Source organism: Rhizobium sp. P32RR-XVIII (genome assembly GCF_012641395.1).
Lineage (GTDB): Bacteria > Pseudomonadota > Alphaproteobacteria > Rhizobiales > Rhizobiaceae > Rhizobium.
The window spans coordinates 217,850-242,855 of record NZ_JABAIH010000006.1; the positions used below are offsets into that span (position 1 = coordinate 217,850).

Below are 25,006 nucleotides of genomic sequence, written 5' to 3' on the forward strand. Positions count from 1 at the left end.
TGTGACCGCATTTGAAAGACATTGGGACAGCCGGGGCACTGGGGCAGTCTGACGAGGATTTGGTTTGCCGGATTTGAATGAGAATTCCAAGCCTTGGCGCTTGAGCTGGCGTACGCTGTACGCCGACATTGGCGGAAAGGCGGTTAGGACGGCAATGGCTGCCCTTCTCGCACTTGCGGTTTCCTCACCGGTATTCGTTGGCACACCATCTGAGGCAGCGGGCGAAACCCGCAGCCTGAAACTCTATTTCATCCACACCGGCGAAAAGGCCGTCATTACCTACAAGCGCAACGGCAGGTTCGACCCGAAGGGTCTTGAGCAGCTGAACCGGTTTCTCCGCGACTGGCGAAAGAACCAGCCGACGAAGATGGACCCCCGCCTTTTTGATCTCATCTGGGAAGTTTACCGCCAGAGCGGTTCCAGGGACTATATCAACGTCGTCTGCGGTTTCCGTTCACCCGGGACAAATGCGATGCTCAAGGCGCGTTCGCGCAATTCCGGTGTCGCCGAGAAGAGCCAGCATATGCTCGGCAAGGCGATGGACTTCTTCATTCCGGACGTGAAGCTTGCCAAGTTGCGCGCGATCGGCATGAAAATGCAGGTTGGCGGCGTTGGCTTCTATCCGAAGTCCGGTTCGCCCTTCGTGCATATGGATGTCGGCGGCGTTCGCGCCTGGCCGCGCATGACCCGGCAAGAGCTGGTTCAGCTTTTTCCCAATGGCAACACCATCCACATCCCGGCTGACGGTAAGCCCCTGCCGGGCTACCAGCAGGCGATGGCCGACTACAAGCGCCGCGTGAGCACCGATCAGCTCGTTGCAGCCGTCGGCGGCGATACGGAAACGCGGAAGCCGAAGACATTGTTCGCCGCACTCTTTGGCGGTGGCGCAGACGATGAAGAGGATAGCGCGGAGGATTCAGCTCCGGTCGCTGTGGCTAGGGCAACGCCGCCGAAGGCGGAGGCGCCTGCTGCCGAGGCTGAAGCCCAGCCCACTGAGGTTGCCGCTGTGAATGCGCCGGTGCCGCAGGTTCGTCCTGCCTTTGCCGGTCAGCTTGCCGGTGGCGAAGTTGCAAATGCTCTTGTTCCGCCGAATTCCGGCAATAGCGCCGAGCAGGCCCTTGCGGCGGCGACGGAGCAGCAAGGCGAGCCGCAGCAATTTGCCGATCTCAGCAGCTATCACATTCCGGTTCCATCACTGCTTGGTCCCCGCAACGCCCCGGGCGATGCGGAGGTGGCCTCCAACGATCCGGCGGTTGCTATCCCGAGCGACCGTCCTGCCCTTGCCGAATCGGATGCGAATGCAGCCGTAGCCGGTCAGCTCTCTCCGGCCGTCGCGCAGGCGCTTGATCAGGAGAATGTTGCAGCCAAGCAGGTTGCTGCCCTTGCGCCGGCAACCATCGAGCAGGCGATCAAGGCAGCAATGCCGGCGGCCAAGCCGGCCGAGAAGGCGCCGGTTCAGCTTGCGGCTCTTGCTCCTGTCAAATCCGCAAGCTTCGGCGACATCTTCGATCCCCCGCATGTCTCGCAGAATGGCGATGCCGCCGGCATTGCGACCAAGGGCGGACGCCCGACGAAGGCTGCCGCTGCCGCTGCCGAGGCAAGCCGGGCGACGGTCCGTACCGAGCCGAAGCTCACTCAGAAGATCATTTCGCAGTGGGCGCTGACCAATTCACGTATGGAAATGGTCACGAAGCCGGTCAAGGCGCCTCGCTTCGTCAGCCAGACGCTCCGGGCCCAGCCGACGGCGGTCTATGCTGAAGGCTTCACCGTCAATACTGCTTCCGTCGATCCGGCTCGCTTCAGCGGCTCCGCCGTCAACTTCATGGAAGTGCGCAAGTTCGAGACGAACTGAGCGGATCACCCAGAACGAACTACAAAACCGCCGGAGTGATCCGGCGGTTTTCGTTTACACAGGCTGTGACCTTCAGCGGTTTCTCGTCATCTCCTGTTACCGGGTTTGACCGGCTTTCATCGGCCTAGGCCCCAAGTAAGGGCGCCTCTCGGATTCGTCGGAGCGCAGCGCGCTTCTCAGCCGCAGGAGATCCTTGCGCGCAATCAAACCGATGAGCTTGCCCGTTTCCCTCTCGACAATCGGAATCCGGCCCGCATCGCTCGCCAGCATCAGATCCGCGATGAAACCGACAGTGTCGTCGATATGCCCGACGGGAAGCGAAGCGTCGGAAATCCGCTCGGACAAGGTCTCCTTGCCGAGCGTTCCGTCACGCTCCCAAGTCAGGGCGTCCGCACGCGAGACCATGCCGACCAAGGTTCCGTCCACTTCCACGACCGGGTAGATGCGATGGGTCTTCGCGTCGGATGAAAAGAAATAGCAGGCCTCGCCGACGGTCAGGGATGCCGGAAGGCTATCGACCTCCTGGATCATGATGTCGCCAGCGCGGGTGAGCTCGAACGGATCGATCCCGTATTCACGGGTGATGTGCTGGCCGCGTCTTGCGATCTTCTCGGTCAGGATGGAGCGACGAAGGAGCAGGACAGTGACGGCATAGGCAACGACGGTCGCCGCGAGCAGGGGAATGAGGGTGCTGACATCACCGGTGATCTCCACGGCAAAGAATGTTCCGGTCAGCGGGGCGCGCATCGTTCCACCCATCATTGCCGCCATGCCGAGCAATGCCCAGAAGCCCGGTTCGCCCGGAAAGGCGAGACCCACCAGCCAGCCGAGCGCGCCGCCCAGAATGAGGAGCGGCGCGAGCACGCCTCCGGATGTTCCGGAAGACAGGGCTACCAGCCAGATGCCCGCCTTTACCAGGAGGATCGCGATGACGGCCTTTGCCACGATGTGGCTTGCCAGAAGATCCGAGATGATGTCGTAGCCGACTCCGAGCGCGCGGGGCTCGATCAGACCGCCCAACCCGACGACGAGACCACCCAGAGCGGGCCACCACATCCAATGGATGGGCAGTTTCTCGAAGGCGTCCTCGATCTTGTAGAGCAGTGTCGTCAGCAATCCGGATTGCAGGCCGGAGACGATCCCCATTGCCGCACATAGAAAGATTCCCCACCAGGGCAAAGCCACTTGGAAATGCGTCGGGAACAGAGGGCCGGCGCCAAAAAGGAACGGACGCCAGGAAATGGAGACGCAGGCCGCGACAGCAACGGGAATGAAGCTACGCGGCTTCCACTCGAACAGCAGCAGCTCGACGGCCAGCATGACGGCGGCAATGGGAGAGCCGAAGATCGCCGTCATGCCCGCGGCGGCGCCGGCAACGAGCAGCGTCTTGCGTTCGGCGGAACTCATGTGGAAGAACTGCGCGAAGAGCGATCCGATCGCGCCGCCTGTCATGATAATGGGACCTTCCGCACCGAAGGGGCCGCCGGTGCCGATGGAAATCGCCGACGACAGCGGCTTTAAGACCGCAACCTTGGGCGACATTCGGCTTCCGCCGATCAGAATCGCTTCGATCGCCTCCGGAATGCCGTGTCCCCTGATCTTTTCCGAACCGAAGCGCGCCATCAAGCCGATGACAAGACCGCCGAGGACGGGTGCCGCGACCATCCAGGCCGAGCGCGGCAAGTCGACGAAACTCGGCGCCACAATGCTCATATGGCCGAACCAGACGACATTCGTCACGAGGGCAATGAGGCTGACCAATACCCATGCTGCGAAAGCGCCGCCCGTTCCAACGATGACTGCCATGCCTACCAGAAGCAGGACGCGGCGGTCCGTGGTGAAATCGCCGGCCTCCCGGCGGGACAGGCCTCCGGTGAAGTCGCGAGCTTTTGACGGTCGGTTGAGTTCGATCATGGTAGTCCACCTGCAAAAAAAGTGTCAGCGGCGGCAGTCGATATATCGTATCACGATATAAATCAACAACGACGGAGAAGAATATCGGAGACCGTCGCAGGGAGGAGGCGGTCGTCGATCGGTGCGGCTTCGGCCGCGCTCGATTCCGTCGCATCTTGCAGGATCAATGCGAGATGGCGCAGATAGATGCATACACCGACCGAAGACGAAAGCCGGGGAATGACGAAGCGACCGAAAGTCCAACTCACTCAAGCCGACTACGAAGCCCTCGCGGCCTTGCGATACGCACTCCGCAAGTTCACGGATTTCAGTACCTCGGCCGCGCAGGAGGAGGGGCTGCCACCGCAGCAGCATCAGGCGCTGCTGGCGATCAAGGGCCTGCCCGAGGGCGAGGTCATGACCGTCGGCATGCTGGCAGAGCGGCTACTTATCGCCCCGCATACGGCGACCGAACTCGTCGGTCGCCTCATTGCCTCTGCCTACGTGCAGCGCGAGACGGATTCCGAAGACAGGCGGCGGCAGACGCTGAAGCTTACGGGAAAGGCCGAGGACATCCTGCTGCGGCTCAGCGCGATCCATCTGCACGAGGTGCGGGAAATGGCGCCGCGACTGATCGAAATCCTGTCGCGCCTGCGAGATGACGGACGGTAGTTGCGCCGCGAACCTGCGTGGGCCGGTGAAAGGGCGCCCTTCCAAAAGAAAAGCCGCCGGAAATCGGCGGCTTTCGAAAGGCTGGGATACGGCCGGTGCTCAGGCTTCCGGCGGGGACTCGATCATGCCGAGTGCGTGCAGGTAGGTATCGAGGATCGCATCCTCCTCCATGCGCTCCTGCTCGTCCTTTTTGCGAAGAGCAACAACCTTCTTCAGGATTTTCGTATCGAAGCCCATGCCCTTGGCTTCGCCATAGACGTCCTTGATGTCGTCGGCGATGGTCTTCTTTTCTTCTTCCAAGCGTTCAATACGCTCGACAAACGCGCGAAGCTGGTCGCGGGCGACGCCATGTGCATCAGACATCGTGTTCTCCTGATTTCGGATGATCGATTGGGATGCACGTGACTGCCGCGAAGCAGCGTCATGGTCAAGCCGCTTTGCTGTTCGCAGGCCTATTTGTGCGGATTGTTCAGCTCAAAAGCGGCCTTTTGCACAGGCGAAGCCTCGTTCTGGTGGAGGTTCTTCCAATCTTCGTACGGCATGCCGTAGACGATCTCGCGCGATTCGTCCTTGGTCAGCGGCACGCCCTCGGCCTCGGCGGCTTCACGATACCAGTTCGAAAGGCAGTTGCGGCAGAAGCCGCCGAGATTCATCAGGTCGATGTTCTGAACGTCGGTACGCTCGCGCAGATGCTGCACAAGCCGGCGGAAGGCGGCTGCCTCGAATTCTGTCTGCTGTTCCTTGCTGAGTGCGGTCATTTCGCTCTCCTTCATTCGTAGGGGCCGGTGCGCGACACATGCACATTATAGGCGTGCAGCGCCGGATCGGCATTCATGGCCTCGAAGATCGGCGCCAGGCGTTCGGCCCACTCGGAAATGCCGGCCTCGCTTCCAATCAGATCCTGACGAACCTCAAGCAGGGCATGCGGTATGCCAGTCAGCATGCAATGCCGGTACATCGTGTCGCCCTTCAGTGCCCCGTCATAAGGTTCGTTGTCGCCAACAACCAGATCGGGATCGCGCCTCAGCATGTCAAGCAGCGGGGCGACGGCGCGGTGATCGGTATCCCACAGGACGGCGGCATGCCAAGGCCGCGGAATGCCTTTCCAGGCATTCGTATAGGAATGCAGCGACAGCACGAGCGGCGCCCGGCTGGTGGCATTGGCAACCTTGTCGATCGTTTTGGACACCGCATCGTGATAGGGCCGGTGGAACGTCTCGACGCGGTAGTTCCATTCCTCGCTGGTGATGGGATGATTGCCTGGAATAATCGCGCCGTCGGAAATCTTCATGATCAGCGTCGGATCATCTTCACCGCGATTTGGGTCGATCAGAAGCCGCGAAAAGCCGCTGAGAACGGCCGGAACGCCGAGTTTGGCGGAAAGCTTTCGCACCAGGCCTTCTATGCCGATGTCATAGGCGATATGGCGGGAAAAGGCGGCTTCGGGAAGCCCGAGGCTGCCGTAACGTTCAGGCAGGCGATTCATTGCGTGATCACCGAGGATCACCATGCCGCTGTCATGATCCCTAGGTAGTATTTCAAAAGCATTGAAGTGATTCATTCGTGAATTGCCGATCGTCATGTGGCGCTCGCGCCACTGATCGCACGCGCCCGCGGCAGGTTCAAGCGGGATGCGCGGCAGCCTGGGCAAGTCACCGTTCACGAGCAGGTTATGAAGGAATATAATCGATTAGCATCGCGTTGACATTCGTTCCATGGCGGCGCAAGAAGGCACGGACAACGAATAACCTGGGAGCCATTCGGAAGCCGTGTTGATGCAAGCCGCACCAAGTTTCCTCACCCGGTCCGGGCCGCTTGCCCGTTTCGCCTTGTTTGCACTCGCTGCCTTCTCGCCATTCTTCCTTGCCGATAGTGCGCACGCGGACTTCCGCGTATGCAACGGCACGCAGAACCTGGTGGGCGTCGCGATCGGATACCGTGGCAAGGACGGGTGGGTCACGGAAGGCTGGTGGCAGGTCCCGGCAACGACTTGCGCGACGCTGATCGAAGGAGAATTGCAGTCACGCTATTACTATCTCTATGCAGAGGACGCCGCCCGGGGAGGCCGATGGACGGGCGACGTGCAGATGTGCGTAGCGGAGAACGAGTTTAAGATCACGGGCGTGCAGGACTGCTATGCCCGCGGTTATCAGAAGATGGGATTCAAGGAGTATGACACCGGCCGCCAAGGCAGCTGGATGGTCCAACTCTCCGACACTCCCGGTACGCAGGAAAGCGCAAATTAATGAAGCGTAATCGAAAAGTAAAAATCCTGGCGACGCTCGGCCCGGCGTCCAGTGAAGAAGCGGTGATCGAAAAGCTCCACCAGGCCGGTGCTGACGTATTCCGCATCAACATGAGCCATGCAAGCCATGATGTGATGCGAATGCTGATCAGCCGTATCCGCGCCGTCGAGGCCCGCTCCGGCCGCCCGATCGGCATCCTGGCCGACCTGCAGGGCCCGAAGCTTCGCGTCGGCAAATTCGCCGATACCAAGGTCGATCTGAAGCCCGGCCAGACCTTCACCCTCGACAACAGTGACGCCCCCGGCGACGCAACCCGCGTCTTTCTGCCGCATCCGGAAATCCTCGAAGCGGTCAAGCCCGGCGATCGCCTGCTGATCGACGACGGCAAGCTCGCATTGCGCGCCGAAAAGTGCGACGGCAAGAGCATCGTCACGACGGTTATTTCCGGCACCAAGATTTCGGACCGCAAGGGCATCAGCCTTCCCGACACGCTGCTTGGCGTCGGTGTTCTTACGGATAAGGATCGCGTCGATCTCGATGCCGTTCTGGCGACCGATGATGTCGACTGGGTCGCGCTTTCCTTCGTCCAGCGCCCGGAAGACCTCGCGGAAGTCCGCAAGATCGCCAGGGGCCGCGTCGGCCTGATGTCGAAGATCGAGAAGCCGCAGGCCATCGAGCGCATCGAAGAGATCATCGAACTCTCAGACGCATTGATGGTCGCTCGTGGCGATCTCGGCGTCGAAATGCCGCTCGAGTCCGTTCCGGGTATCCAGAAGCAGTTGATCCGCGCCTGCCGCCGTTCCGGCAAGCCGGTCGTCGTCGCAACCCAGATGCTGGAATCGATGATCTCTTCTCCGGTGCCGACACGCGCCGAAGTGTCGGATGTCGCGACCGCCGTCTTCGAAGGTGCGGACGCGGTCATGCTTTCGGCTGAGTCCGCCTCCGGCGACTATCCGGTCGAAGCCGTTTCGACGATGGCGTCGATCGCCAGCGCCATTGAGCGCGAGCCGCATTATCCCGGCATCATCTACGCCCAGCGCGCCCAGCCGGAGGCAACCGGCGCCGATGCGATTTCGCTCGCCGCCCGCCAGATCGCCGAGACGCTGAAGCTGTCCGCGATCGTTTGCTACACCTCGTCTGGTACCACCGGCCTGCGCGCCTCGCGCGAGCGTCCGCAGGTGCCGGTCCTTGCCCTTTCGCCGATCATCAAGACGGCTCGCCGTCTGGCGATCGTCTGGGGCCTGCACTGCGTCGTCACGCATGACGCGACGGATCTCGACGACATGGTCAACCGGGCCTGCCGCATCGTTGCCGACGAGGATTTCGGCAAGCCGGGCGACCGCATCATCATTTCCGCCGGCGTGCCGCTCGGAACGCCGGGTGCGACGAACATGCTCCGCATCGCCTATATCGGCTCGGATGGCCGCAGCGGCATCTGATCCGGCTCCATTGAGTGAACAAGGGCCCGCTGCCTGGGAAGGCGGCGGGCTTTTGTTTTCCGCTTGCTCGCGGCCGCGGCAAATGCAAGCTTCGGTATCCGAGCGTTGGGATGCACTCATGGATATCATTACTCTTCTGGCTTTCGCTGCCGTTTCCTTCGTCGGTATCGCGACGCCGGGCCCGACCGTGCTTCTCGCGCTGACCAATGGCTCCCGCTATGGTACGCGCCGGGCTACCGCCGGCATGGCGGGCGCCGTGCTTTCGGATTTCGTGCTGATCGGCGCTGTAGCGATCGGTCTTGGCGCGTTGCTCGCAGCCTCCGAATTCTGGTTTTCCGTGCTGAAATATGCGGGTGCGGCCTATCTTGCCTTTCTGGGCATCATGATGCTGCGCTCGAAGGGAAGCGTAGATACGGTGGAACAAGCGGAGAGCGCCGTCGGCACTGCCTCTGCCCTCGCGATTGCGACGAGAAGTTTCATGGTCGCGGTGACGAACCCCAAGGGTTATCTCTTCTTCTCGGCTTTCCTGCCGCAGTTCATCGATCCAACGCTGCCGCAGCCGACGCAATATGCAGTACTCGCAGCCGTCTTCGCCTCGCTCGATTTCGTGATCATGTTCGGATATGCGGTTTTCGGGTCTCAGGCCGTCCGCCTGCTCAAGAGTTCCGGCGCCCTGTGGCTCGACCGGATAAGCGGCGGTGCGATGCTCGCCCTTGCCGGATCGCTGGCGCTCTATCGGCGCGCGGCCACCTGACCCAGGGTGCGGATTTTATGCCGCAACGGGGGTAATAGTGTGTGCGTTAGGCGGTGAGCTCCCGTAGCGCATTGCGGCGGATTGCCTGCGGTGGCTGGCCGAAGGCGCGCAGGAAGGCGCGGCGCATGCGCTCGCGGTCGGCGAAGCCCGTTTCGGCGGCGACGACATCGATCGGATGCCGCCCCTGTTCCATCATCAGCCGCGCAGCCTCAAGGCGCAGGTTCTCCACCGCCTTTGCCGGCGACTGTCCCGTCTCGGCCCGAAACGTCCGGCTGAACTGGCGCGGGCTCAGATGTGCCGCTTCGGCCAGCTCCTCGACGGAAAGCGTGTTCTTCAGGTTGCTGCGCGCATGGGCGAGCGCCTTCTGGATGCGGTCCGATTTCGGCTCCAGCTCCAACAGCGCTGAGAACTGCGATTGGCCGCCGGCGCGGCGATGATAAACGACGAGTTTGCGGGCAACGGCGCGGGCGACATCTGCGCCGTGATCCTTCTCGACCATGGCAAGCGCCAGATCGACGCCGGCCGTCATGCCTGCGGAACTCCACACGGAACCGTCGATGATGAAGATGCGGTCTTCTTCGATTTTGATCTTCGGGTAGCGCGATTGCAGCTCGCGGGCGAGAAGCCAATGCGTCGTCGCGCGGCGACCATCCAGAACGCCTGCCTCGGCAAGCAGGAACGCGCCGGTGCAGATCGAGGCGACGCGCCGGGAGGCGGCAAGGGCGTTGCGGATGAAGTCACTTTCCTTTGGGCTCGGCAGTTGGATGCCGACGGCTCCGGACACCAGCAGCGTATCGAAGGCCGGGTCGCCGAAGCGGCTGGTCTCGATCGTGACGCCAAAGGAGCCCTGCACCGGTCCTCCGGTCTCCGAGAGGTAGGCGATGTCGTAAACCTGTTCGTCGAGTTCAAGGTTGGTGAACTCGAAGGCCGAGATCGCGGCCAGGCTCATCATCTGGAAGCCGGGGAAGAGCAGGGCGGCAATACGCTGCATGGCTTCGAAACTCCGTTTGTCCTAAAAGGTGGTTTATATGACATTCAAGACATTGGCAATCGAGCGTATGACTCCTTTCAAGCGAACAGCGGGTGCTGTTGCTCAACATGGAGAAAGACAATGACCGATCAGCACAAGGGCACGGCCCTCGTTACAGGCGCATCGTCGGGTATCGGCGCGATCTATGCCCATCGGCTCGCAAAGCGTGGCTACGACCTCATTCTTGTTGCCCGCAACGCTGAACGGCTTTCGGAACTCGCGACGAAACTGACCAGGGAAACGGGCAGGACGGTCGAAACGCTCCCCGCCGATCTCGGCAGCAAGGCCGATCTTGCACGCGTCGAGCAAGTGCTGAAGTCGGACCAGAGCATTACAATGCTCGTCAACAATGCAGGCTTCGGTGGCACCGCGCCGCTGCTTGCCTCCGATGTCGACAAGATGCAGGCGATGGTCGATCTCAATGTCACGGCGCTGATGCGGCTGACCTATGCCGCTGTGCCCGGGTTTGTGGCGCGCGGTGGCGGCGCGATCATCAACATCGCTTCGATCGTCGCGATCGCGCCGGAGGTCCTGAACGGTGTCTATGGAGCCAGCAAGGCCTTCGTTTTCGCCTTCAGCCAATCGCTGAAGCACGAACTGGCGGACAAGAACATCCGTGTCCAGGCGGTGCTGCCGGGAGCGACCGCGACCGAATTCTGGGGTATTGCCGGCACGCCGGTCGAGCATCTGCCGAACGAAATCGTCATGCCGGCGGAAGACATGGTGGACGCGGCTCTTGCCGGTTTCGACCAGGGCGAGTTTGCAACGATCCCGGCACTCGAAGACGCCGGGCTGCTGAAGGCCCACGAGGATACGCGCCAGGCGCTGATGCCGAACCTGTCACGGTCCGCACCTGCGGCACGTTACAAGGCTGCGTAGGTCCTGACCCGAGCTTAGAAAGGCGAGGTGTGCGAAAGCGCGCCTCTTCCCGATCTATGGCAGGGACACGTGGCCGACGCGATAGATCTGATCGTCGTTGGCGATCAGCGGCATGTCGCGATAGAGCGCGAAGCGTACAAGGCTCCAGCCGAACGGCTCGAAGGCGGATATCGACGCCAGCGCGCCGCCTCGGGCTGCTGCTTCTGCATTTGATCGCGCGACTTCGTCCTTGCGGATCTCGGCAAGCGGTGCATAGGGCGGGATCGGTAGGACGTTACGGCTCGCAAACCTCGCGGCCTTTATGTCCGTCACTGCGGCACTCCACACGATCCAGTGTCTTACCTGGGGCCAGCCGAACGTCTGCGCCAGAGCCTCGAAGCCGGGGCCAGTCAGGAAATCGCTGGCACCGTCCGGCTGCTCCCAAACATAGAATGGTGCATAGAGGTTTTCCCGGCTGCCGAACTCGCCCTTGCGGGCGCTGAGATAAGCCTTGAACCGCAAGTTCGGGAAGCCGTCGAGCATTGGCCCCTTGTCACGAATCCGGCGATCGATGATCGCCATGTCGTAGTCTAAGGGCAGCGTGAAACTGTATTGCATCGCGATCATCGGGACGTCTCCAAAGACTGGAAGGCGCGACGTTCCCAGCCCGGTACGGTCATCTGCGCCTCGCCGTCGCCGAACGACCATTCGTCCGGTGACGTGGTCGTCACGACGATCATGACGTCTTCGGGCCTGAGTCCCGGCGACTGTTCAAGCAGATCCACCGCGCGTTTGAAGAAGGCCTGCCGGGTTTCCGTCGAACGCGGCTTTCCCGCAGTGATGGCGATGAGCGTAAAATCATCCGAGCGAGGGCCGGTGAGATAATGTCGGTCGAAGATCAACTCACCCGGCTCATGCTGATGAATGATCTGAAAACGGTCATTGGGCGGAACATTGAACGTTTCGACCATGGCGCGATGGATGCTGTCGGAAAGCGCACGGAGATAATCCGGCGATTTGCCTTTCAGGAGTGAGATTCGAACGAAGGGCATGGCTGCCTCCTAGTCGCAAGTTCTTGACAGGAGGAGCATCGCACGACACGATTGTGCATAAAATCAGAATTTTATGAACTAACCATCCAGAAAAACGGGATTATGGCGGTGCCTAAAACGATCTTCGATCTCGACGTGCTGCGAACCTTCTCGACCGGAATGGAACTTGGCAATTTCGCCAAGGCGGCCGATCGGCTTGGGCGCTCTACATCGGCAGTCAGCGCGCAGCTCAAGAAGCTGGAAGAACAGGCGGGCACGCCGATTTTCCGCAAGGCTGGTCGCGGCCTGGCGCTGACGGAAGCCGGCGAGACGATGCTCGCCTATGCACGGAGGCTGCTCGAACTCAATGACGAAGCGGCCGCGGCGGTCCACGGCGTCGAGCTGGAAGGCTGGGTACGGCTTGGTCTGCAGGAGGATTTTGGTGAAAACCTGCTTCCGGATGTTCTCGGCCGATTCGCTCGCGCACATCCGAAGGTGCGGATCGAGGCACGCGTTGCTCGCAACACGGAGCTGCTCGAGCGGGTGACGAGCGGGAAGCTCGACCTGGCGCTGGCCTGGAGTGATGGGACTGTGACGGCGCATTGCGAGCGCATTGGCGATCTTCCCCTGCGCTGGATCGGGTCTGCTTCAGGGAAGCTGGACTGGCATGCCGCAAGCGAAGAACCCCTGCCACTTGCCGCACTCGAGGCACCTTGCCTCCTGCGAACCGCTGCCACGAACGCATTGGACAAGGCCCATATTCCCTGGCGGCTTGCCTTTGTCAGTCCCAGTCTTGGCGGGTTGTGGGCTGCGACGGCGGCGGGGCTCGGCGTGACAATCCGCACGCCGATCGGTCTGCCCTCGAAGGTCCGTCCGTTGATGCCGTCGATGGCGGGTCTGCCGGAACTGCCGATGCTCGGCCTCGTGCTTCATCGCGCCGAAGCGGAGCCCGGCCCGGCGACGTCGCGGCTTGCCTCCATCATGCTGCAGGCAGTGCGCGAGGCGATCTCCGATCTGATGCCGCGGCAGATACCGGAAAATGCCTAGGCCGCGTCCTCAGCCGTATTTCTCGAGAGCACCGGTAAAGATGTCCGAGTCGACGTTGCCGCCGGATGTCACGGCGATGACGCTGTCGCTTTCGAGCGCGTCGCCATGGAAGAGGGCGGCAGCGAGAGCGACCGCGCCGCCGGGTTCGACGACGATCTTCAGCCGCTTGAATGCGAGCGCCATGGCTCTCAGCGCCTCCTCGTCGGTGACGACGATGCCGGCGCCTGCAAGCCGCTGCAGGATCGGGAACGTGATCTTGCCGGGTTCCGGCGTTACGATCGCATCGCAGATCGAACCTGTCATTGCCGCGTTGCGCACGATCCTGCCCACGGCCAGCGAACGCGTGGTATCGTCGAAGTCCTTCGGTTCGCAGGGCCGCACGGTGAAGCCTGGCGCACTTGCTTCGAGCGCCAGCGCGATGCCGGAACTCAGCCCGCCGCCGCCGCAGGGAACGAGGACCTCGGCCGACTTCACGCCTTCCTCCTCCGCCTGTTCGGCAATCTCAAGCCCGGTCGTGCCCTGACCGGCGATTACCAGCGGTTCGTCGAAAGGCCTGATCAGGGTCAGTCCGCGCTCGGCCGAAAGCCTGGCGCCGATCGCATCGCGATCCTCTTTTGCACGGTCGTAGAGCACCACCTCGGCACCCAGTGCACGGGTGTTGTCGATCTTAAGAACCGGCGCATCGGATGGCATGATGATGACCGAGGGCACGCCATGCAGCTTCGCGGCAAGTGCGACGCCCTGTGCGTGGTTGCCGGATGAAAAGGCAATGACGCCTTTCTCGCGAACCGCAGGATCAAGACCGGAGACGGCTGACCAGCCGCCGCGGAACTTGAACGACCCTGTATGCTGCAGACATTCCGCCTTCACGAAGACACGCCGTCCGGCAATCTCGTCAAGGAATGGAGAGGAGAGAAGCGGGGTGCGCCGTGCGTGACCCCGGAGACGGGCGCGAGCGGCGACGATCATTTCAATGCTGGCCATAATGAGCTCTTTCGGCTGATGCTTCGCACATGCATAGGATGCCTGCGACAACTTGTGAACGCAGATTTTGTCACGGTGACACAAATGCCGGCGCCTCTGCGGGAGCAGGGGCTTCCGAACCGCGGCCACGCCGCCGGAACTCGGTCGGGCTTGTGGCAGTCACGCGCAGGAACTCGCGATTGAAGTTCGACTTGCTGATGAAGCCGGAATCGAACATCACACGCGTGACCGGTTCATCCGTCTTGATAAGTAGATCGCATGCCGAGCGGATGCGGAACTCGTTGACATATTGCGACACGCTCATGCCATGGATGCGGTTGACGGCGATAGAAACGCGACGGGCGGGCAGGCTCATCTTTCGCGCGATGCGGCTGAGATTGAGTTCGGGATCGCGATAGATCTCGCGGGATTGCATCAGCGCATCGAGGGAGGCTGCGACCGCGCCATCTTCTTCCGTCGGCATCAGCGGAACGGCGGGCGTCTCAAGGCTCTGCTCGCCAGCCGGCTGGCCGCCGCTGGCAATGGACGCAGCGCCTCCAAGAATGAGAAGCGCGATGACATTGCCGAGCGCGACGACGGCGCCGGCATGAGTGCCGCCGGTGCGGTCGAAATCCAGGCTGATCACAATGTCGCTGAACCCAGACGCAATCAGCGCTGCGGCAGTGATGAGAAGCGAACGGTAGGAAAGCAGCGCGCCATCCAGCCGCGAGGCGATCAGTTCATCAGGGCCATGGCGCGCGAGCCAGAGCAGCGCCGCTCCATAACCAAGAAAGATGAGGATCAGAACAAATCCCATCGGCTCACGCCAGAACACCAGCAGGCTGGCGACCAGCATCGCCGGAAGGGCATGCGGCCACATCCGCGCGAATGACGGCGGTCCTTCCAGAGTCAAACTCCGGAAGCTAACCCAGGCAAGCGCTGCGATTATCGCCGCCAGAATGGCTTGCGCCGGCATGATCGCGGGAACGTCGTAGCCCCAGCGAACTCCGATCAGCACGGATTGCAGCGCATAGATGCCGATGAGAAGCAGGAAGGGGCGCTTCTCCGGTTCGCTCCAGCCCTCCCGCCGCAGCATGCGGATCAGCATGATGAGGAGCAGTATGGCGACCACGAAAGGAAGCGGGACGAAGATCATGAGGCGGCATCCGGATGCGACGGTTCGATATCAGCAAGAGAATGGCCTCGATCGCAATTGCGGGCGACCCGGATCACGATTGAGGTCTCAATAAGGAAGGCGGGACATCACCTTGGTCAGGCCGGTCGCTTCGACGGCGCCATCAAGGAGAAAGCCGATGCCAATATTCCTGTCCATTCCTCTGTTTTTCATGACGTTGATATCCAGTTTCGCCGACGTCAAGCCGATCGGCGAGGCGTTCGATATTTCCAGCATCCGTACGATCGTCATCAGGGGCGATGCAAGCTCAATCAAGACCACCACAAGGTCGGACCAGCCCTATCGTGCAACAACCAGCGGCCGCCGCCGCGGCTGGTTCTCATCCTGGTATTCGAGCTGGTTCTTCAACGCCTGCAAGGACGAGAGCCAAGCGCGGATCGATGGAGCGACGCTGACGATCGATATGGCGATGTCGGCTTGGAGCGACATTGCCGATTGCGCGCCGGAACTCTCTGCGAATATACCGCCCGGCAGCGCCGTGCGTATCGAGCAGCATGCCTTCACGGCAAAGCTGAGCGGCGATTTTGCAAGCCTTGGTACATCAGGAAAGGCCGCAGACATCACCCTCGACGGCCATGCTTCCAGAGTCGATATCTCCGGCGCGGCGGTGCGGGTGAACCTGACTTACAATGCCGTCAGACGCAACGAGACGATCGAGATCGCCGCTCAGTCGCTCGATGCCTATCTCGGCTTCGGCAAGGACGTGCCGGTCGATTATACCGTGACAGCCAAGGCATCCTACATCGACAGCCTCGTCCCTAGCGTCCCGGGCGCGCGTCCCCTGGTGAACATCAGGGGTGACTATGTACGCGCCCGCATCCGCTGATGGCGGACGGCTCAATAGCCGCTTGCCGAACCCTCGGTCGCGCGGCTGTCCATCGCACCGTAGTAGCGGGCGCCGCCGCCCTTCTCGATATCGGCAAGACTCTTGCCGCCGACAAGGATGCCGGCTGCCTGGCCCCATTGCGGCGGGCCGCTGCCATCGTCGAAGCTGTAGCCCATGGCGGCAAGCGTCTTTATCGTATCCGGGGACAGGGTATAGGGTTCGAGATAGATCTTGTCTGGCTGCCATTGATGGTGGATGCGCGGCGCATTGACAGCCTGGCTGATGTCCATGCCGAAATCGATGACGTTCAGGATCGCTTCCAGCGTGATGGTGATGATGCGCGAGCCGCCGGGACTGCCGATTACCATGAACGGTTTGCCGTCCTTGGAGATGATCGTCGGGCTCATGGAGGAGAGCGGCGTTTTCTTCGGCACGATGGCGTTGGCCTCGCCCTGAACGAGGCCGTAGAGGTTCGGCACGCCCGGCTTGGAGGTGAAGTCGTCCATCTCGTTGTTCAGCAGGATGCCGGTACCCGGCGCGACAACACCGGCGCCGAAGGAGCCGTTCAGCGTATAGGTGACGGCGACCGCATTGCCGTCGTTGTCGATGATGGAATAATGCGTCGTCTCGACGCTTTCCTTGGCACCCAGCGGCTTGAGATCCGCAGATTTGCCCGCCTCGTAGCGATCGATCTTCTCGCGGATTTCCTTGGCATAGGCTTTGTCCAGAAGCTTCGAAACCGGATTGTCGACGAAATCCGGGTCGCCGAGCGCTGCGTTGCGGTCGACATAGGCATAGCGCATGGCCTCGACCATGGCATGGACCGTCTCGGCCGAACCGTATCCCAGATAGGAGAGTGGATAGCCTTCGAGCACGTTCAGGATCTCGCAGATGATGACGCCGCCGGAGGAAGGCGGCGGCGACGAAACGATGTCGTATCCGCGGTAGTTGCACTCGATCGGCTTCAGTTCACGCACGCTATAATGGTCGAAATCTTCTTTCGCGAGAATGCCGCCTTTCGCCTGGCTTGCCTTGACGATCGCCTCGGCAGGGGCCGCCTTGTAGAAGGCGTCCGCGCCCTTTTCGGAAATGTTGGCAAGCACGGCGGCAAGCTCCGGCTGCACGAGTTTTTCACCTGCGGAATAAGGTTTGCCGTCCGGCTTCAGGAAGATCTTTGCGGTGGCTTCATCTTTCGCGAGCCGCTTGGCGCTTGAGGCGAAAGTGTCAGCGTCGCCCTGTTCCAGTGTAAAGCCCTCCCTGGCGAAGCGGATCGCCGGCGCCATCAAATCGGCGCGGGGTTTCGTCCCGTATCTTTCGAGGGCGGTTTCAAAGCCCATGACGGAACCGGGTACGCCGACGGCAAGGTAGCCGTCCAGGCTGGCACGGGGAACGACGTCGCCCTTGGCATCCAGATACATGGTTTTGGTGGCGCCAAGCGGCGCGCGTTCGCGGAAATCGAGGAAGGTTGTCTTGCCGTCCTTCAGGCGGATCGTCATGAAGCCACCACCGCCGATATTACCCGCTGTGGGATAGACGACAGCCAGCGCGTAACCGACTGCGACAGCTGCATCCACCGCATTGCCGCCAGCCTTCAAGACTTCGACGCCGACATCAGTCGCAAGATGTTGCGCTGTGACGACCATGCCGTGCTCGGCTTCGACGGGTGCCGGCGAGGCCGCGTATGCAGGTGCGAGCGGCAAGACGGTAAAGGTAAAAGCAGTGAAAAGCGAAATCGTCCTGACGCGCAGGTAATCCATGATGTCCCCTCCAATAGATAAACTGTGAGAGGGATATGGTCCTGTTTTCGCTGTCCGCAAGGCCGCTCAGGCGGCAATTGCCGCGCCCGCCGATAGCCGTTGCTCGGCAATGCGTGCAGCGGCCTGCAGGTCGCGTGGCTTGCCTGCAATCTTTTCGAGCGCGGCGATGGCGACATCGGTTGCGAGATAGTCCGGCTTGTGGCCGACGCCCCTGATCTTCACCAGTTCGGAGCCGGCAATGTCGCGGGCGAGCCCCTGAGAGTGCAGATGCTCCCAGACAATGCCATCGCGGTCGCCGGTGATGATGACCGTCGGTGCGGTGATGCGGCGATAGTGGGGCGATTGTGCTTTCAGATACTGGAGCAGTTTGGTGAAATCGGCGGCGTTGGCATGGAAGGTTCTGGGACGCAGCGCCAGAGAGGGGCCGGTCTTCGCGATGTAATCAGCAGGGCGCAGGTTTGGCCGAAAGACGTTCAGTGTCGCCTGCTCCAGCCGCCACAACCCAAGCGGCACGACGATGGCGTGATTGAAGAGCCAGCCGATCGCCGGCAAGGTTGCGACGTGGTAATACCAATCGATGCCCCCGGGCCATGGATGCGTGGCTGGAGCAAGGAAGAGGAGACCGGCAGACCTTTCCGGATGACGGACGCCGAAGGCTGCGGCGATTGCGCCGCCGAAGGAGTGGCCGACAATGATCGCCTTTTCGATCCCACGTCTTTCCATGAGCTTTGCGATCGCATCAGCCTGCCCTGAGGGAAAGGCGTTTTCCTGTCCACCGCGTTCCGAATAGCCATGCCCGGGACGATCAACGAAAAGCATTTCGGCGCGGCCTTCAAGCGGAACCAGGAAGGCGCCGATCTGGTCGAGCAGATTTCCGCAGGCACCATGGATAAAGACCAGCGGCGGTAGATCGGCGGTGCCGGGGCGCGGAATATGGACGGCATTCATCTTGTAGCCGCCGATATCGGTGAGCTCGCCAATATTCGGAAAGGTCTGTTCGAACTTTCGAGCTTTGTAAGTTGTGTAGCCGATGGCGGCGGCGACAGGAGCCAGGAGGGTTGAAATTTCGGCAAGCATCGCGTCAGCCGGCAAAAATTGCACTAGCATGGGTAAGATTGTGCAGGCCGGTCGAGCGTCAAGATCAGGTCGGGCTTCCGGCGAGTTTTTCGGCAAGCGTATTTGCCTGCTGCTGCGCTGCGCGATTTGCCGGATAGATCTCGAGGAAGCGCTCCCAGGCTTTTAGCGTGAGCTGATCGTTCTCCGAATTGCTGAGAATCGCGGCCATTCCGGAGAGTGCGCCAAAGTGGCGCGGCTCAAGCTCGAGCACATGCTCGATGTCGGACATCGACTTGCGGTAATGGCCCATGGCGAAATTCAGCGTTGCGCGGCGGTTCCAACTCTCGGCATAGGTCGGCTTCAGCGCAATTGCCTGATCGAGGAAATCGAAAGCGGCGGCATTGCGCTTATCCTCGATCGCCTTGTCGGCCCACTGCATCAGCAGGTTCACCGTGGCGCTGCCGGAATCGTTCCATTCCAGGCGGATTTCTTCCGCGATACTGCTTGCCTTGTCCGGGTCACGCTCACGCTTCAGCTGCGCGAAGAGGTTGTCCAGGCGTTGTTTGGGGGAGGCGCTGGCATCCGGCTGTTCGGCAATGACTTCCTTCTCTGCTGCGAAAGCGGGAAAGGAAGGTGCAACGAAGGCGAGAGCAAGCGGCAGGACCGCACAGGTCAAAGCAAAAAAGCGCATGGCGGACAATGTAGCCCGCCAGCGCCGAAGATCAAAGAAAATTTGATGTGATCACCGAAGCGACCTTACCGGAAAGCGCGCACCACAAATGAGCAGGCCCAATCCGGCTCGTGCTAAATCAGCCCTGACGAGCCTTGTAGCGCGGGTTCAGCTTGTTGATGATGTAGATGCGGCCCTTGCGGCGAACCAGACGGTTGTCACGATGGCGAGCCTTGAGCGACTTGAGCGAATTCTTGATCTTCATTTTTCTGATCCGCGATCTCTGGGGGGAATTTCACATTCGCCCGTACTTTAGACAATCAAAAAGCGCGCTCGGAGCGCGCTCTTTAGGTTGGTCGTGCAGATAACCCGGCCTCATGCCTGTGTCAACTACATGAAGGCGTTTTCTCGGGCAAAACCTAGGCTTTCGCCGTTAGCACAGTCACGTGGCCCATCTTCCGGCCCGGGCGGGATTCGGTCTTGCCGTAGAGATGCACGAATGCGTCGCGGCGTTTCAGCCAATCCGGAACGCTGAGAATATCGTCGCCGATCAGGTTCTGCATCACGCAATCGGAATGGCGGTCCGCGTTGCCGAGCGGCAGGCCGCCGATGGCGCGGATGTGCTGCTCGAACTGCGAGATGACGCAGGCGGCCTCGGTCCAGTGGCCCGAGTTGTGGACGCGCGGCGCCATCTCGTTGGCGATCAGGTTGCCGTCCGAAAGAACGAAGAATTCGATGCCGATGACGCCGACATAGCCGAGCGACGAGAGAATCGCTTCCGCTGCCTTGCGAGCCGCTTCGGCTGTTGCATCTGCGATCGAGGCGGGAACGGTCGATGTGTGCAAAATGCCGTTGCGATGCACGTTTTCCGCCGGATCGAAGGCGACGGCGGTGCCGTCCGTGGCGCGGGCGGCGATAATCGAAATCTCGCGCTCGAAGGGGATAAAGCTTTCCAGAATGAGTGGCACGCTGCCGAGGGCGGCATAGGCGCCGTCCGCGCTGTCGGCAGCGGAGCGGAATACCTTCTGGCCCTTGCCGTCATAGCCGAGGCGGCGCGTCTTGAGCACGCCCTGGCCGCCGAAATCCTCAAGGGCCGCTTCAAGCTCGCTTTGACTATCGACGGCGTGGAAACGCGCGGTCGGAATGCCGCAGTCGTTGATGAAGCGTTTTTCGACGAGCCGGTCCTGCGCTGCCTCGAGCGCTTTCGGTGGCGGATAAACCGGGATGTCCTTTGCCAGAGCCTCGACTGCCGAGACCGGCACATTCTCGAACTCGTAGGTGATGACGTCGCAGGCCTTCGCCAGCTCGGCCAATGCGGCGGGATCGTCATAGGCTGCGACGATCTGGTGATTGGCGACGTGGGCGGCCGGGCAATCGGTCTGCGGTTCGAGAATGATCGTGCGGAAGTTTAACCGCGCAGCGGCCATCGCAAGCATGCGGCCAAGCTGGCCGCCACCGATAATCCCGATCGTTCTTGCCGTCATAGGTTGTCCATCGGATATTCGGCGATCGAGGCGCTCTGCCGCTCGCGGTAATCATCGAGCCGCTCGGCAATATCCTCATCCGAGAGTGCCAGCACGGCCGCAGCAAGCAGCGCGGCGTTGATGGCGCCGGCCTTGCCGATTGCGAGCGTGCCAACCGGAATGCCGCCCGGCATCTGGACGATGGAAAGAAGACTGTCCTGGCCGGACATCGTTTTCGATTGCACGGGAACGCCGAAGACCGGAAGCGGCGTCAATGCGGCGGTCATGCCCGGAAGATGGGCGGCACCGCCTGCGCCGGCAATGATAACCTTGAAGCCCTCGTCGCGCGCGTTCTTGGCGAAGTCCACCATCCGATCCGGCGTTCGATGCGCCGAAATAATGCGCGCTTCGTACGGGATTTCCAGCGCCTCCAGCGTATCGGCGGCGTTCTTCATGGTCTCCCAGTCGGACTGGCTGCCCATGATGATGGCGACGGGCGGTCTGTCTGTCAGCGTCAACGGCCTTATCCCCTCAGGCGATGATATCCGGAATGATCTGGTCTTCGAGCTTGGTCAACTTGTCTTTAATGACCAGTTTTTTCTTTTTCATACGCTGGATGCGCAGCGCGTCGCACCCTGTGGCAATCATGGCATTGATCGCGGTGTCGTAATCCTCGTGCTCCTGACGCAGGCGCGCTGCCATGAGCCTGATTTCCGCCTGTTCCTGATCGGCCATTTGCATTCCCCAATCCCGTCTTCGGCCGTTGTCCGGCTCGCCGATAATTTCCGCAAGCTCCTATCACCAAATAGCGATAACGGCTAGTTAGTGTTGATCATGAATTTGCCGCCGACTGACCATGTTTTCGCCTTCGACAATAATTCAAAAATATGTCACAGTCCGGCCGTTGAGGCCTTGAGCTCCAGCGATGGATGGCTGGGGAAGGCGAGAGGAAGGAAGGGTCAAATGACTGTTGAAGCTCATCTTGAATCACTCCAGAAAAAGCATGTAGCTCTGGAGGAAGAGTTACATTCGCTAATGGCATCACCCTCCAGACAAGATGCGGAAATTGCGGAATGCAAGCGCAGAAAATTGCGCATCAAGGACGAAATCCAACGTCTGAAATCTTCCGTTCATTAAGTAGTGCAGTTCGCCGGTCGATCATCTTGCACTGTCAAAACGGATAAAACCAACCCCTCGATAAGTTTAGCAAGAACCGGCGGTTCTTCCACAAACAATGCGTCAGTCCATCCAGTGCGGCGTTGGGCTGGCGCATTTTCATTGGGAGATCGTCGCTGGAGCCTCGAAAGACTCTACGCCCAAAATTGATCAAGCCACAGATTCAGCTTGTCGAAGCCGCGGTTGTTGACCGCGTAAATTCTTCTTGTGCCTTCGGAGGTCACCGACACGAGATTGCTGTCGAGAAGAGCCTTCAAGTGCTGAGATACTGCCGGCCTGCTGATCGGAAGGCTTTCGGCGAGTTCATTAACCGTTCTCGGCGCACGCCTGAGCTGCTCCAGCAGGAACCGCCGGTTCGGGTCTGATATCGCGGCGAAAGGATCGGCGTTCGACATGGGCGAAAAGCTACGTCAAAGCCGCCTTTCCGGCAAGAAAATTGTGCGCTGCAACGATCCGGACGGCCTAGAGAGCCAAGCCTTCCCAGATGATCAGAAGTGCGGCGATGAACGCCATGCCATACATGAATGGGTAGAAGATCGTCGGCTTCATGCGGCGCACGCACCATGCGCCTGCCATGGTGGCCAGCGGAGCGAAAGGCAGCAGGATCGCCGACGTCAGGAGGTTTTCGGTATCGAGCTGGCCCAGCGCAAAATAGGGTACGAGCTTTACGGCATTCAAGATAGCGAAGAAGCGAACGCTGGTACCGGTAAATTCGCGTGGTGGCAGTTTCAGGGGCAAAGCATAGATTTGAAATGGAGCACCGCCTGCATGGGCGACGAAACTGCCATAGCCGGAAAGGGTACCCCAAAAGCTTGCAAGCAAAGGCCGCTGACCGTGCGGCGGGATGATCTTTCCTGCCCCGGGACCAAAGTTGTTCCAGAAGTAGCGGGCGCAGAAGAGCACGGTGACTGTGCCGATGACCACGCGCAGCACATTGCCGGGCACCAGGGCGGACGTCGCCCAGCCAAGCGCGATGCCGAAGAGGGCGCCTGGCAGCATGATCTTCATCGTCGTCCAGTCGCCGTGCTTGCGCCAGATAACGAGTGAGATCATGTCCATGGCGACCAGGATGGGCAGCAGGATCGCGGCTGCTTCCACAGGAGCGACGACCAGCGCCAGGATGGGAACGCCGATCAGTGCCAGCGCATCACCCATTCCGCCCTTGGCGAGGCCAACAAGCAGCACAGCAGGTATCGCGGCATAAAAGAATGACAGCTCCGGCAGCATGCTTTTCAAGTCCTCCCCTTGCCAGTCCCGTCTAACGGAATTACTCACACAAAACGAGTGTGGATTTGGCGCCTGCGGGCGAAATCTGCTGAGAACGGAAAGAGTTCATGACCGAACCGGAAAACCGCTGCCGCCTTGTCTTGATCGTTCCGGACATCGCGGATGCCGACGAGCAGGCAAAGATCCTCGCTGATGCCCTGAAGGGCGGCGATGTTGCCTCGGTAATCGTGCCGCAATACGGGCTTGATGCCGGTACGTTTCAAAAGCACGCCGAAAAACTGGTACCCGTCATCCAAAATGCCGGCGCGGCTGCCTTGATTGCCGGCGACAGCCGTGTCGTTGGTCGCTCGAAAGCCGATGGCTTGCATCTGACGGGTTCAGCCGCCGAAATTGCCGAGGCGATCGAGAAATCCGGCGGCAAGCTGATCGTCGGTGGCGGCAATGCGACCGCCCGCCACACAGCTTTGGAGATCGGCGAGGAACGGCCGGACTATATCTTCTTCGGCAAACTCGACGGCGACATCAAACCGGAAGCCCATCCGAAGAATGTGGCGCTCGGCGAATGGTGGGCCTCGATGATCGAAATTCCGTGCATCGTCATGGGCGGCACTGATCCGGACTCGGCACTTGTTGTCGCCGAGTCGGGTGCGGAGTTCGTAGCGCTGCGCATGGCGGTGTTCGCAGAGCCGGGGCAGGCTCCGTCCATCGTCGCCCAGGTCAATGCGCTTCTTGACGAAAAAGCGCCACGGTTTGAGGATTGATACGCGGCCATGCCGAACGTCACCGTCCGCTTGCGCCGCTTCTTCCTGTCCGCTGCCGTAATGGCGGTTGCTTTGCCGCATGGCGCGCGGGCGCAGACGGTCGACAACATCGTGACACGTCCCGTCGGTTCGGAAGCCGAACCGCTGAAGACGAACCGACCTCCCGAAGGAACGCAGCCGTCGAGTGGCCTCGGCGTGTTGGACCGCATGGGCGCAAAGCTTCCCGACCTGCCGCCTGAAAAGCAATACAAGGGCCCGGTCGACGCGGCTTATGGTGCCTATCAGCGGGGTTATTATCTGACGGCAATGCAATTGGCCCTGCCTCGTGCGCAGCTTGGCGATCCGGCAGCGCAGACGCTGATTGCCGAACTGCAGTTTAACGGGCTTGGCGTGCGCCGCGATCTTAAGAGCGCGGCGTTCTGGTACGGCAAGGCGGCCGAAGGCGGGGATGCGGCGGCGATGTTCAAATACTCGCTGATCCTGATGGCAGGCGAACTCGTGCCACGCGACAAAACCAAGGCCGATGACTACATGCGCCGCGCGGCCGACAGCGGCAATGCTTCGGCGCAATTCAACTGGGGCCAACTCTTGACGGTCGACCATCCGGGACCGGACGGACTTAAACTCGCGCTTCCCTATTACGAGAAATCCGCGGAGCAGGGCATAGCCGATGCCCAGTATGCCGTGGCGCAGATCTACTCCGCGCTCCCCGATCTGCCGCCAGACAAAAAGAAGCTGGCGCGCGAATGGCTGGCCCGTGCGGCGCGGGCCGGTTTTGATACGGCCCAGCTCGATCTCGGCATCTGGCTCGTAAACGGCGCGAATGGCCCGCGCGACTTCGTGAACGGATTCCTGTGGCTGAAGCTCGCCGCCAATCGCGGCAACGTCGCGGCGCAGAACAAGCTCGCGCATCTCTACATCAATGCGCTCGGCACAGCGCCGGACCCCGTCGAGGCGGCGAAATGGTATGTGCTGTCCCGCCGGGCCGGGCTGCCCGATTCCGAGCTCGAGGACTTCTTCCTTGGCATCGAGGACACCCAGCAAAAGCAGGCGATCGACCGGGCGAATAAGTTCCGGCGCTTGCCTTAGT

29 protein-coding genes are annotated in these 25,006 nt (G+C 61.0%); 11 read left to right on the plus strand and 18 right to left on the minus strand.

Annotated features, from left to right (window positions below; genetic code table 11):
* The first annotated feature begins 64 nt into the window (after nucleotides 1-64).
* A complete protein-coding gene (locus tag HGP14_RS19290; RefSeq protein ID WP_168831494.1) occupies nucleotides 65-1,852 on the plus strand; it encodes a DUF882 domain-containing protein in 1,788 nt (595 codons plus the stop codon).
* 96 nt (nucleotides 1,853-1,948) lie between these two features.
* Here HGP14_RS19290 and HGP14_RS19295 read toward each other — a convergent pair whose 3' ends face one another.
* Nucleotides 1,949-3,766, minus strand: a complete 1,818-nt coding sequence (locus HGP14_RS19295) for a chloride channel protein (protein ID WP_168831495.1) — start codon at nucleotides 3,764-3,766, stop codon at nucleotides 1,949-1,951.
* A gap of 219 nt (nucleotides 3,767-3,985) precedes the next feature.
* On the opposite strand from HGP14_RS19295, the gene HGP14_RS19300 reads away from it, so the two are divergent.
* A complete protein-coding gene (locus tag HGP14_RS19300) occupies nucleotides 3,986-4,417 on the plus strand; it encodes a MarR family winged helix-turn-helix transcriptional regulator (RefSeq protein ID WP_168831496.1) in 432 nt (143 codons plus the stop codon).
* A gap of 99 nt (nucleotides 4,418-4,516) precedes the next feature.
* Here the strand turns inward: HGP14_RS19300 and HGP14_RS19305 are convergent, their stop codons facing one another.
* From HGP14_RS19305 to HGP14_RS19315, 3 genes are all read right to left on the minus strand, one after another.
* Nucleotides 4,517-4,780: a DUF2312 domain-containing protein gene (locus HGP14_RS19305; protein ID WP_168831497.1), complete on the minus strand. Its 264-nt coding sequence runs from the start codon at nucleotides 4,778-4,780 to the stop codon at nucleotides 4,517-4,519.
* A gap of 89 nt (nucleotides 4,781-4,869) precedes the next feature.
* Nucleotides 4,870-5,175, minus strand: a complete 306-nt coding sequence (locus HGP14_RS19310; RefSeq protein ID WP_168831498.1) for a DUF1244 domain-containing protein — start codon at nucleotides 5,173-5,175, stop codon at nucleotides 4,870-4,872.
* An 11-nt stretch (nucleotides 5,176-5,186) separates the two neighbouring features.
* Entirely contained in the window at nucleotides 5,187-5,978 is a 792-nt protein-coding gene (locus HGP14_RS19315; RefSeq protein WP_168831499.1) for an N-formylglutamate amidohydrolase, read from the minus strand.
* Between the two features lie 214 nt (nucleotides 5,979-6,192).
* Between HGP14_RS19315 and HGP14_RS19320 the strand changes: the two genes are divergently transcribed.
* From HGP14_RS19320 to HGP14_RS19330, 3 genes are all read left to right on the plus strand, one after another.
* On the plus strand, nucleotides 6,193-6,663 hold the full coding sequence (locus tag HGP14_RS19320; RefSeq protein ID WP_205927236.1) for a DUF1036 domain-containing protein: 471 nt from the start codon (nucleotides 6,193-6,195) through the stop codon (nucleotides 6,661-6,663).
* Nucleotides 6,663-8,102: a pyruvate kinase gene (pyk, locus tag HGP14_RS19325; protein ID WP_168831501.1), complete on the plus strand. Its 1,440-nt coding sequence runs from the start codon at nucleotides 6,663-6,665 to the stop codon at nucleotides 8,100-8,102. Before HGP14_RS19320 ends, pyk begins: the two co-directional genes overlap by 1 nt.
* A gap of 118 nt (nucleotides 8,103-8,220) precedes the next feature.
* Complete coding sequence (locus HGP14_RS19330; protein WP_168831502.1) at nucleotides 8,221-8,856, plus strand: LysE family translocator; 636 nt, start codon at nucleotides 8,221-8,223, stop codon at nucleotides 8,854-8,856.
* Between the two features lie 46 nt (nucleotides 8,857-8,902).
* On the opposite strand, the gene HGP14_RS19335 is transcribed toward HGP14_RS19330, so the two are convergent.
* Nucleotides 8,903-9,847 (minus strand): GlxA family transcriptional regulator, encoded by a 945-nt coding sequence (locus tag HGP14_RS19335; RefSeq protein WP_168831503.1) that lies wholly within the window; start codon nucleotides 9,845-9,847, stop codon nucleotides 8,903-8,905.
* Nucleotides 9,848-9,967: 120 nt separating this feature from the next.
* Between HGP14_RS19335 and HGP14_RS19340 the strand changes: the two genes are divergently transcribed.
* On the plus strand, nucleotides 9,968-10,765 hold the full coding sequence (locus HGP14_RS19340; protein ID WP_168831504.1) for an SDR family NAD(P)-dependent oxidoreductase: 798 nt from the start codon (nucleotides 9,968-9,970) through the stop codon (nucleotides 10,763-10,765).
* 54 nt (nucleotides 10,766-10,819) lie between these two features.
* On the opposite strand, the gene HGP14_RS19345 is transcribed toward HGP14_RS19340, so the two are convergent.
* Entirely contained in the window at nucleotides 10,820-11,371 is a 552-nt protein-coding gene (locus tag HGP14_RS19345) for a DUF4865 family protein (RefSeq protein ID WP_168831505.1), read from the minus strand.
* Nucleotides 11,368-11,796 (minus strand): tautomerase family protein, encoded by a 429-nt coding sequence (locus HGP14_RS19350; protein WP_168831506.1) that lies wholly within the window; start codon nucleotides 11,794-11,796, stop codon nucleotides 11,368-11,370. Before HGP14_RS19350 ends, HGP14_RS19345 begins: the two co-directional genes overlap by 4 nt.
* A gap of 108 nt (nucleotides 11,797-11,904) precedes the next feature.
* On the opposite strand from HGP14_RS19350, the gene HGP14_RS19355 reads away from it, so the two are divergent.
* A complete protein-coding gene (locus HGP14_RS19355; RefSeq protein WP_168831642.1) occupies nucleotides 11,905-12,822 on the plus strand; it encodes a LysR substrate-binding domain-containing protein in 918 nt (305 codons plus the stop codon).
* Nucleotides 12,823-12,831: 9 nt separating this feature from the next.
* Here HGP14_RS19355 and HGP14_RS19360 read toward each other — a convergent pair whose 3' ends face one another.
* Nucleotides 12,832-13,806 carry a threonine/serine dehydratase gene (locus HGP14_RS19360; protein WP_168831507.1) on the minus strand — a complete coding sequence of 325 codons (975 nt, stop codon included), beginning with the start codon at nucleotides 13,804-13,806 and terminating at the stop codon, nucleotides 12,832-12,834.
* A gap of 70 nt (nucleotides 13,807-13,876) precedes the next feature.
* Nucleotides 13,877-14,941: a helix-turn-helix domain-containing protein gene (locus tag HGP14_RS19365; protein ID WP_168831508.1), complete on the minus strand. Its 1,065-nt coding sequence runs from the start codon at nucleotides 14,939-14,941 to the stop codon at nucleotides 13,877-13,879.
* Between the two features lie 157 nt (nucleotides 14,942-15,098).
* Between HGP14_RS19365 and HGP14_RS19370 the strand changes: the two genes are divergently transcribed.
* The gene (locus HGP14_RS19370) at nucleotides 15,099-15,806 is read left to right on the plus strand and encodes a hypothetical protein (RefSeq protein WP_168831509.1); all 708 of its coding nucleotides are present in this window, start codon (nucleotides 15,099-15,101) and stop codon (nucleotides 15,804-15,806) included.
* A gap of 11 nt (nucleotides 15,807-15,817) precedes the next feature.
* On the opposite strand, the gene ggt is transcribed toward HGP14_RS19370, so the two are convergent.
* The 7 genes from ggt to HGP14_RS19405 form a co-directional block, all read right to left on the minus strand.
* Entirely contained in the window at nucleotides 15,818-17,563 is a 1,746-nt protein-coding gene (gene ggt, locus HGP14_RS19375) for a gamma-glutamyltransferase (RefSeq protein WP_168831510.1), read from the minus strand.
* A 66-nt stretch (nucleotides 17,564-17,629) separates the two neighbouring features.
* Nucleotides 17,630-18,640: an alpha/beta fold hydrolase gene (locus HGP14_RS19380; RefSeq protein WP_168831511.1), complete on the minus strand. Its 1,011-nt coding sequence runs from the start codon at nucleotides 18,638-18,640 to the stop codon at nucleotides 17,630-17,632.
* A gap of 64 nt (nucleotides 18,641-18,704) precedes the next feature.
* Complete coding sequence (locus HGP14_RS19385; protein WP_168831512.1) at nucleotides 18,705-19,319, minus strand: hypothetical protein; 615 nt, start codon at nucleotides 19,317-19,319, stop codon at nucleotides 18,705-18,707.
* 109 nt (nucleotides 19,320-19,428) lie between these two features.
* Nucleotides 19,429-19,554 (minus strand): type B 50S ribosomal protein L36, encoded by a 126-nt coding sequence (gene ykgO, locus HGP14_RS19390; RefSeq protein ID WP_003582204.1) that lies wholly within the window; start codon nucleotides 19,552-19,554, stop codon nucleotides 19,429-19,431.
* A 154-nt stretch (nucleotides 19,555-19,708) separates the two neighbouring features.
* The gene (locus HGP14_RS19395) at nucleotides 19,709-20,773 is read right to left on the minus strand and encodes a 5-(carboxyamino)imidazole ribonucleotide synthase (protein WP_168831513.1); all 1,065 of its coding nucleotides are present in this window, start codon (nucleotides 20,771-20,773) and stop codon (nucleotides 19,709-19,711) included.
* Complete coding sequence (purE, locus tag HGP14_RS19400) at nucleotides 20,770-21,264, minus strand: 5-(carboxyamino)imidazole ribonucleotide mutase (protein ID WP_168831643.1); 495 nt, start codon at nucleotides 21,262-21,264, stop codon at nucleotides 20,770-20,772. Before purE ends, HGP14_RS19395 begins: the two co-directional genes overlap by 4 nt.
* Before the next feature lie 19 nt (nucleotides 21,265-21,283).
* A complete protein-coding gene (locus HGP14_RS19405) occupies nucleotides 21,284-21,487 on the minus strand; it encodes a YdcH family protein (protein WP_168831514.1) in 204 nt (67 codons plus the stop codon).
* A 228-nt stretch (nucleotides 21,488-21,715) separates the two neighbouring features.
* On the opposite strand from HGP14_RS19405, the gene HGP14_RS19410 reads away from it, so the two are divergent.
* Entirely contained in the window at nucleotides 21,716-21,889 is a 174-nt protein-coding gene (locus tag HGP14_RS19410; RefSeq protein WP_168831515.1) for a YdcH family protein, read from the plus strand.
* 173 nt (nucleotides 21,890-22,062) lie between these two features.
* Here the strand turns inward: HGP14_RS19410 and HGP14_RS19415 are convergent, their stop codons facing one another.
* Together HGP14_RS19415 and HGP14_RS19420 are read right to left on the minus strand one after the other, a co-directional pair.
* On the minus strand, nucleotides 22,063-22,323 hold the full coding sequence (locus tag HGP14_RS19415; RefSeq protein WP_168831516.1) for a helix-turn-helix transcriptional regulator: 261 nt from the start codon (nucleotides 22,321-22,323) through the stop codon (nucleotides 22,063-22,065).
* A 67-nt stretch (nucleotides 22,324-22,390) separates the two neighbouring features.
* Nucleotides 22,391-23,155, minus strand: a complete 765-nt coding sequence (locus tag HGP14_RS19420; protein ID WP_168831644.1) for a sulfite exporter TauE/SafE family protein — start codon at nucleotides 23,153-23,155, stop codon at nucleotides 22,391-22,393.
* 107 nt (nucleotides 23,156-23,262) lie between these two features.
* Here HGP14_RS19420 and HGP14_RS19425 point away from each other — a divergent pair, with 107 nt between their 5' ends.
* A complete protein-coding gene (locus HGP14_RS19425; RefSeq protein ID WP_168831517.1) occupies nucleotides 23,263-23,916 on the plus strand; it encodes a thiamine phosphate synthase in 654 nt (217 codons plus the stop codon).
* Nucleotides 23,917-23,925: 9 nt separating this feature from the next.
* The gene (locus tag HGP14_RS19430; RefSeq protein ID WP_168831518.1) at nucleotides 23,926-25,005 is read left to right on the plus strand and encodes a tetratricopeptide repeat protein; all 1,080 of its coding nucleotides are present in this window, start codon (nucleotides 23,926-23,928) and stop codon (nucleotides 25,003-25,005) included.
* Nucleotide 25,006 lies beyond the last annotated feature (1 nt).

Excerpts from the sequence above, each read along its gene's own strand:
- HGP14_RS19295 (WP_168831495.1), bottom strand. The coding sequence starts at position 3,766 with ATGATCGAACTCAACCGACCGTCAAAAGCTCGCGACTTCACCGGAGGC.
- HGP14_RS19300 (WP_168831496.1), top strand. The coding sequence starts at position 3,986 with ATGACGAAGCGACCGAAAGTCCAACTCACTCAAGCCGACTACGAAGCC.
- HGP14_RS19305 (WP_168831497.1), bottom strand. The coding sequence starts at position 4,780 with ATGTCTGATGCACATGGCGTCGCCCGCGACCAGCTTCGCGCGTTTGTC.
- HGP14_RS19310 (WP_168831498.1), bottom strand. The coding sequence starts at position 5,175 with ATGACCGCACTCAGCAAGGAACAGCAGACAGAATTCGAGGCAGCCGCC.
- HGP14_RS19315 (WP_168831499.1), bottom strand. The coding sequence starts at position 5,978 with ATGAATCACTTCAATGCTTTTGAAATACTACCTAGGGATCATGACAGC.
- HGP14_RS19320 (WP_205927236.1), top strand. The coding sequence starts at position 6,193 with ATGCAAGCCGCACCAAGTTTCCTCACCCGGTCCGGGCCGCTTGCCCGT.
- pyk (WP_168831501.1), top strand. The coding sequence starts at position 6,663 with ATGAAGCGTAATCGAAAAGTAAAAATCCTGGCGACGCTCGGCCCGGCG.
- HGP14_RS19330 (WP_168831502.1), top strand. The coding sequence starts at position 8,221 with ATGGATATCATTACTCTTCTGGCTTTCGCTGCCGTTTCCTTCGTCGGT.
- HGP14_RS19335 (WP_168831503.1), bottom strand. The coding sequence starts at position 9,847 with ATGCAGCGTATTGCCGCCCTGCTCTTCCCCGGCTTCCAGATGATGAGC.
- HGP14_RS19340 (WP_168831504.1), top strand. The coding sequence starts at position 9,968 with ATGACCGATCAGCACAAGGGCACGGCCCTCGTTACAGGCGCATCGTCG.
- HGP14_RS19345 (WP_168831505.1), bottom strand. The coding sequence starts at position 11,371 with ATGATCGCGATGCAATACAGTTTCACGCTGCCCTTAGACTACGACATG.
- HGP14_RS19350 (WP_168831506.1), bottom strand. The coding sequence starts at position 11,796 with ATGCCCTTCGTTCGAATCTCACTCCTGAAAGGCAAATCGCCGGATTAT.
- HGP14_RS19360 (WP_168831507.1), bottom strand. The coding sequence starts at position 13,806 with ATGGCCAGCATTGAAATGATCGTCGCCGCTCGCGCCCGTCTCCGGGGT.
- HGP14_RS19365 (WP_168831508.1), bottom strand. The coding sequence starts at position 14,941 with ATGATCTTCGTCCCGCTTCCTTTCGTGGTCGCCATACTGCTCCTCATC.
- HGP14_RS19370 (WP_168831509.1), top strand. The coding sequence starts at position 15,099 with ATGCCAATATTCCTGTCCATTCCTCTGTTTTTCATGACGTTGATATCC.
- ggt (WP_168831510.1), bottom strand. The coding sequence starts at position 17,563 with ATGGATTACCTGCGCGTCAGGACGATTTCGCTTTTCACTGCTTTTACC.
- HGP14_RS19380 (WP_168831511.1), bottom strand. The coding sequence starts at position 18,640 with ATGCTTGCCGAAATTTCAACCCTCCTGGCTCCTGTCGCCGCCGCCATC.
- ykgO (WP_003582204.1), bottom strand. The coding sequence starts at position 19,554 with ATGAAGATCAAGAATTCGCTCAAGTCGCTCAAGGCTCGCCATCGTGAC.
- HGP14_RS19395 (WP_168831513.1), bottom strand. The coding sequence starts at position 20,773 with ATGACGGCAAGAACGATCGGGATTATCGGTGGCGGCCAGCTTGGCCGC.
- HGP14_RS19405 (WP_168831514.1), bottom strand. The coding sequence starts at position 21,487 with ATGGCCGATCAGGAACAGGCGGAAATCAGGCTCATGGCAGCGCGCCTG.
- HGP14_RS19410 (WP_168831515.1), top strand. The coding sequence starts at position 21,716 with ATGACTGTTGAAGCTCATCTTGAATCACTCCAGAAAAAGCATGTAGCT.
- HGP14_RS19415 (WP_168831516.1), bottom strand. The coding sequence starts at position 22,323 with ATGTCGAACGCCGATCCTTTCGCCGCGATATCAGACCCGAACCGGCGG.
- HGP14_RS19420 (WP_168831644.1), bottom strand. The coding sequence starts at position 23,155 with ATGCTGCCGGAGCTGTCATTCTTTTATGCCGCGATACCTGCTGTGCTG.
- HGP14_RS19425 (WP_168831517.1), top strand. The coding sequence starts at position 23,263 with ATGACCGAACCGGAAAACCGCTGCCGCCTTGTCTTGATCGTTCCGGAC.
- HGP14_RS19430 (WP_168831518.1), top strand. The coding sequence starts at position 23,926 with ATGCCGAACGTCACCGTCCGCTTGCGCCGCTTCTTCCTGTCCGCTGCC.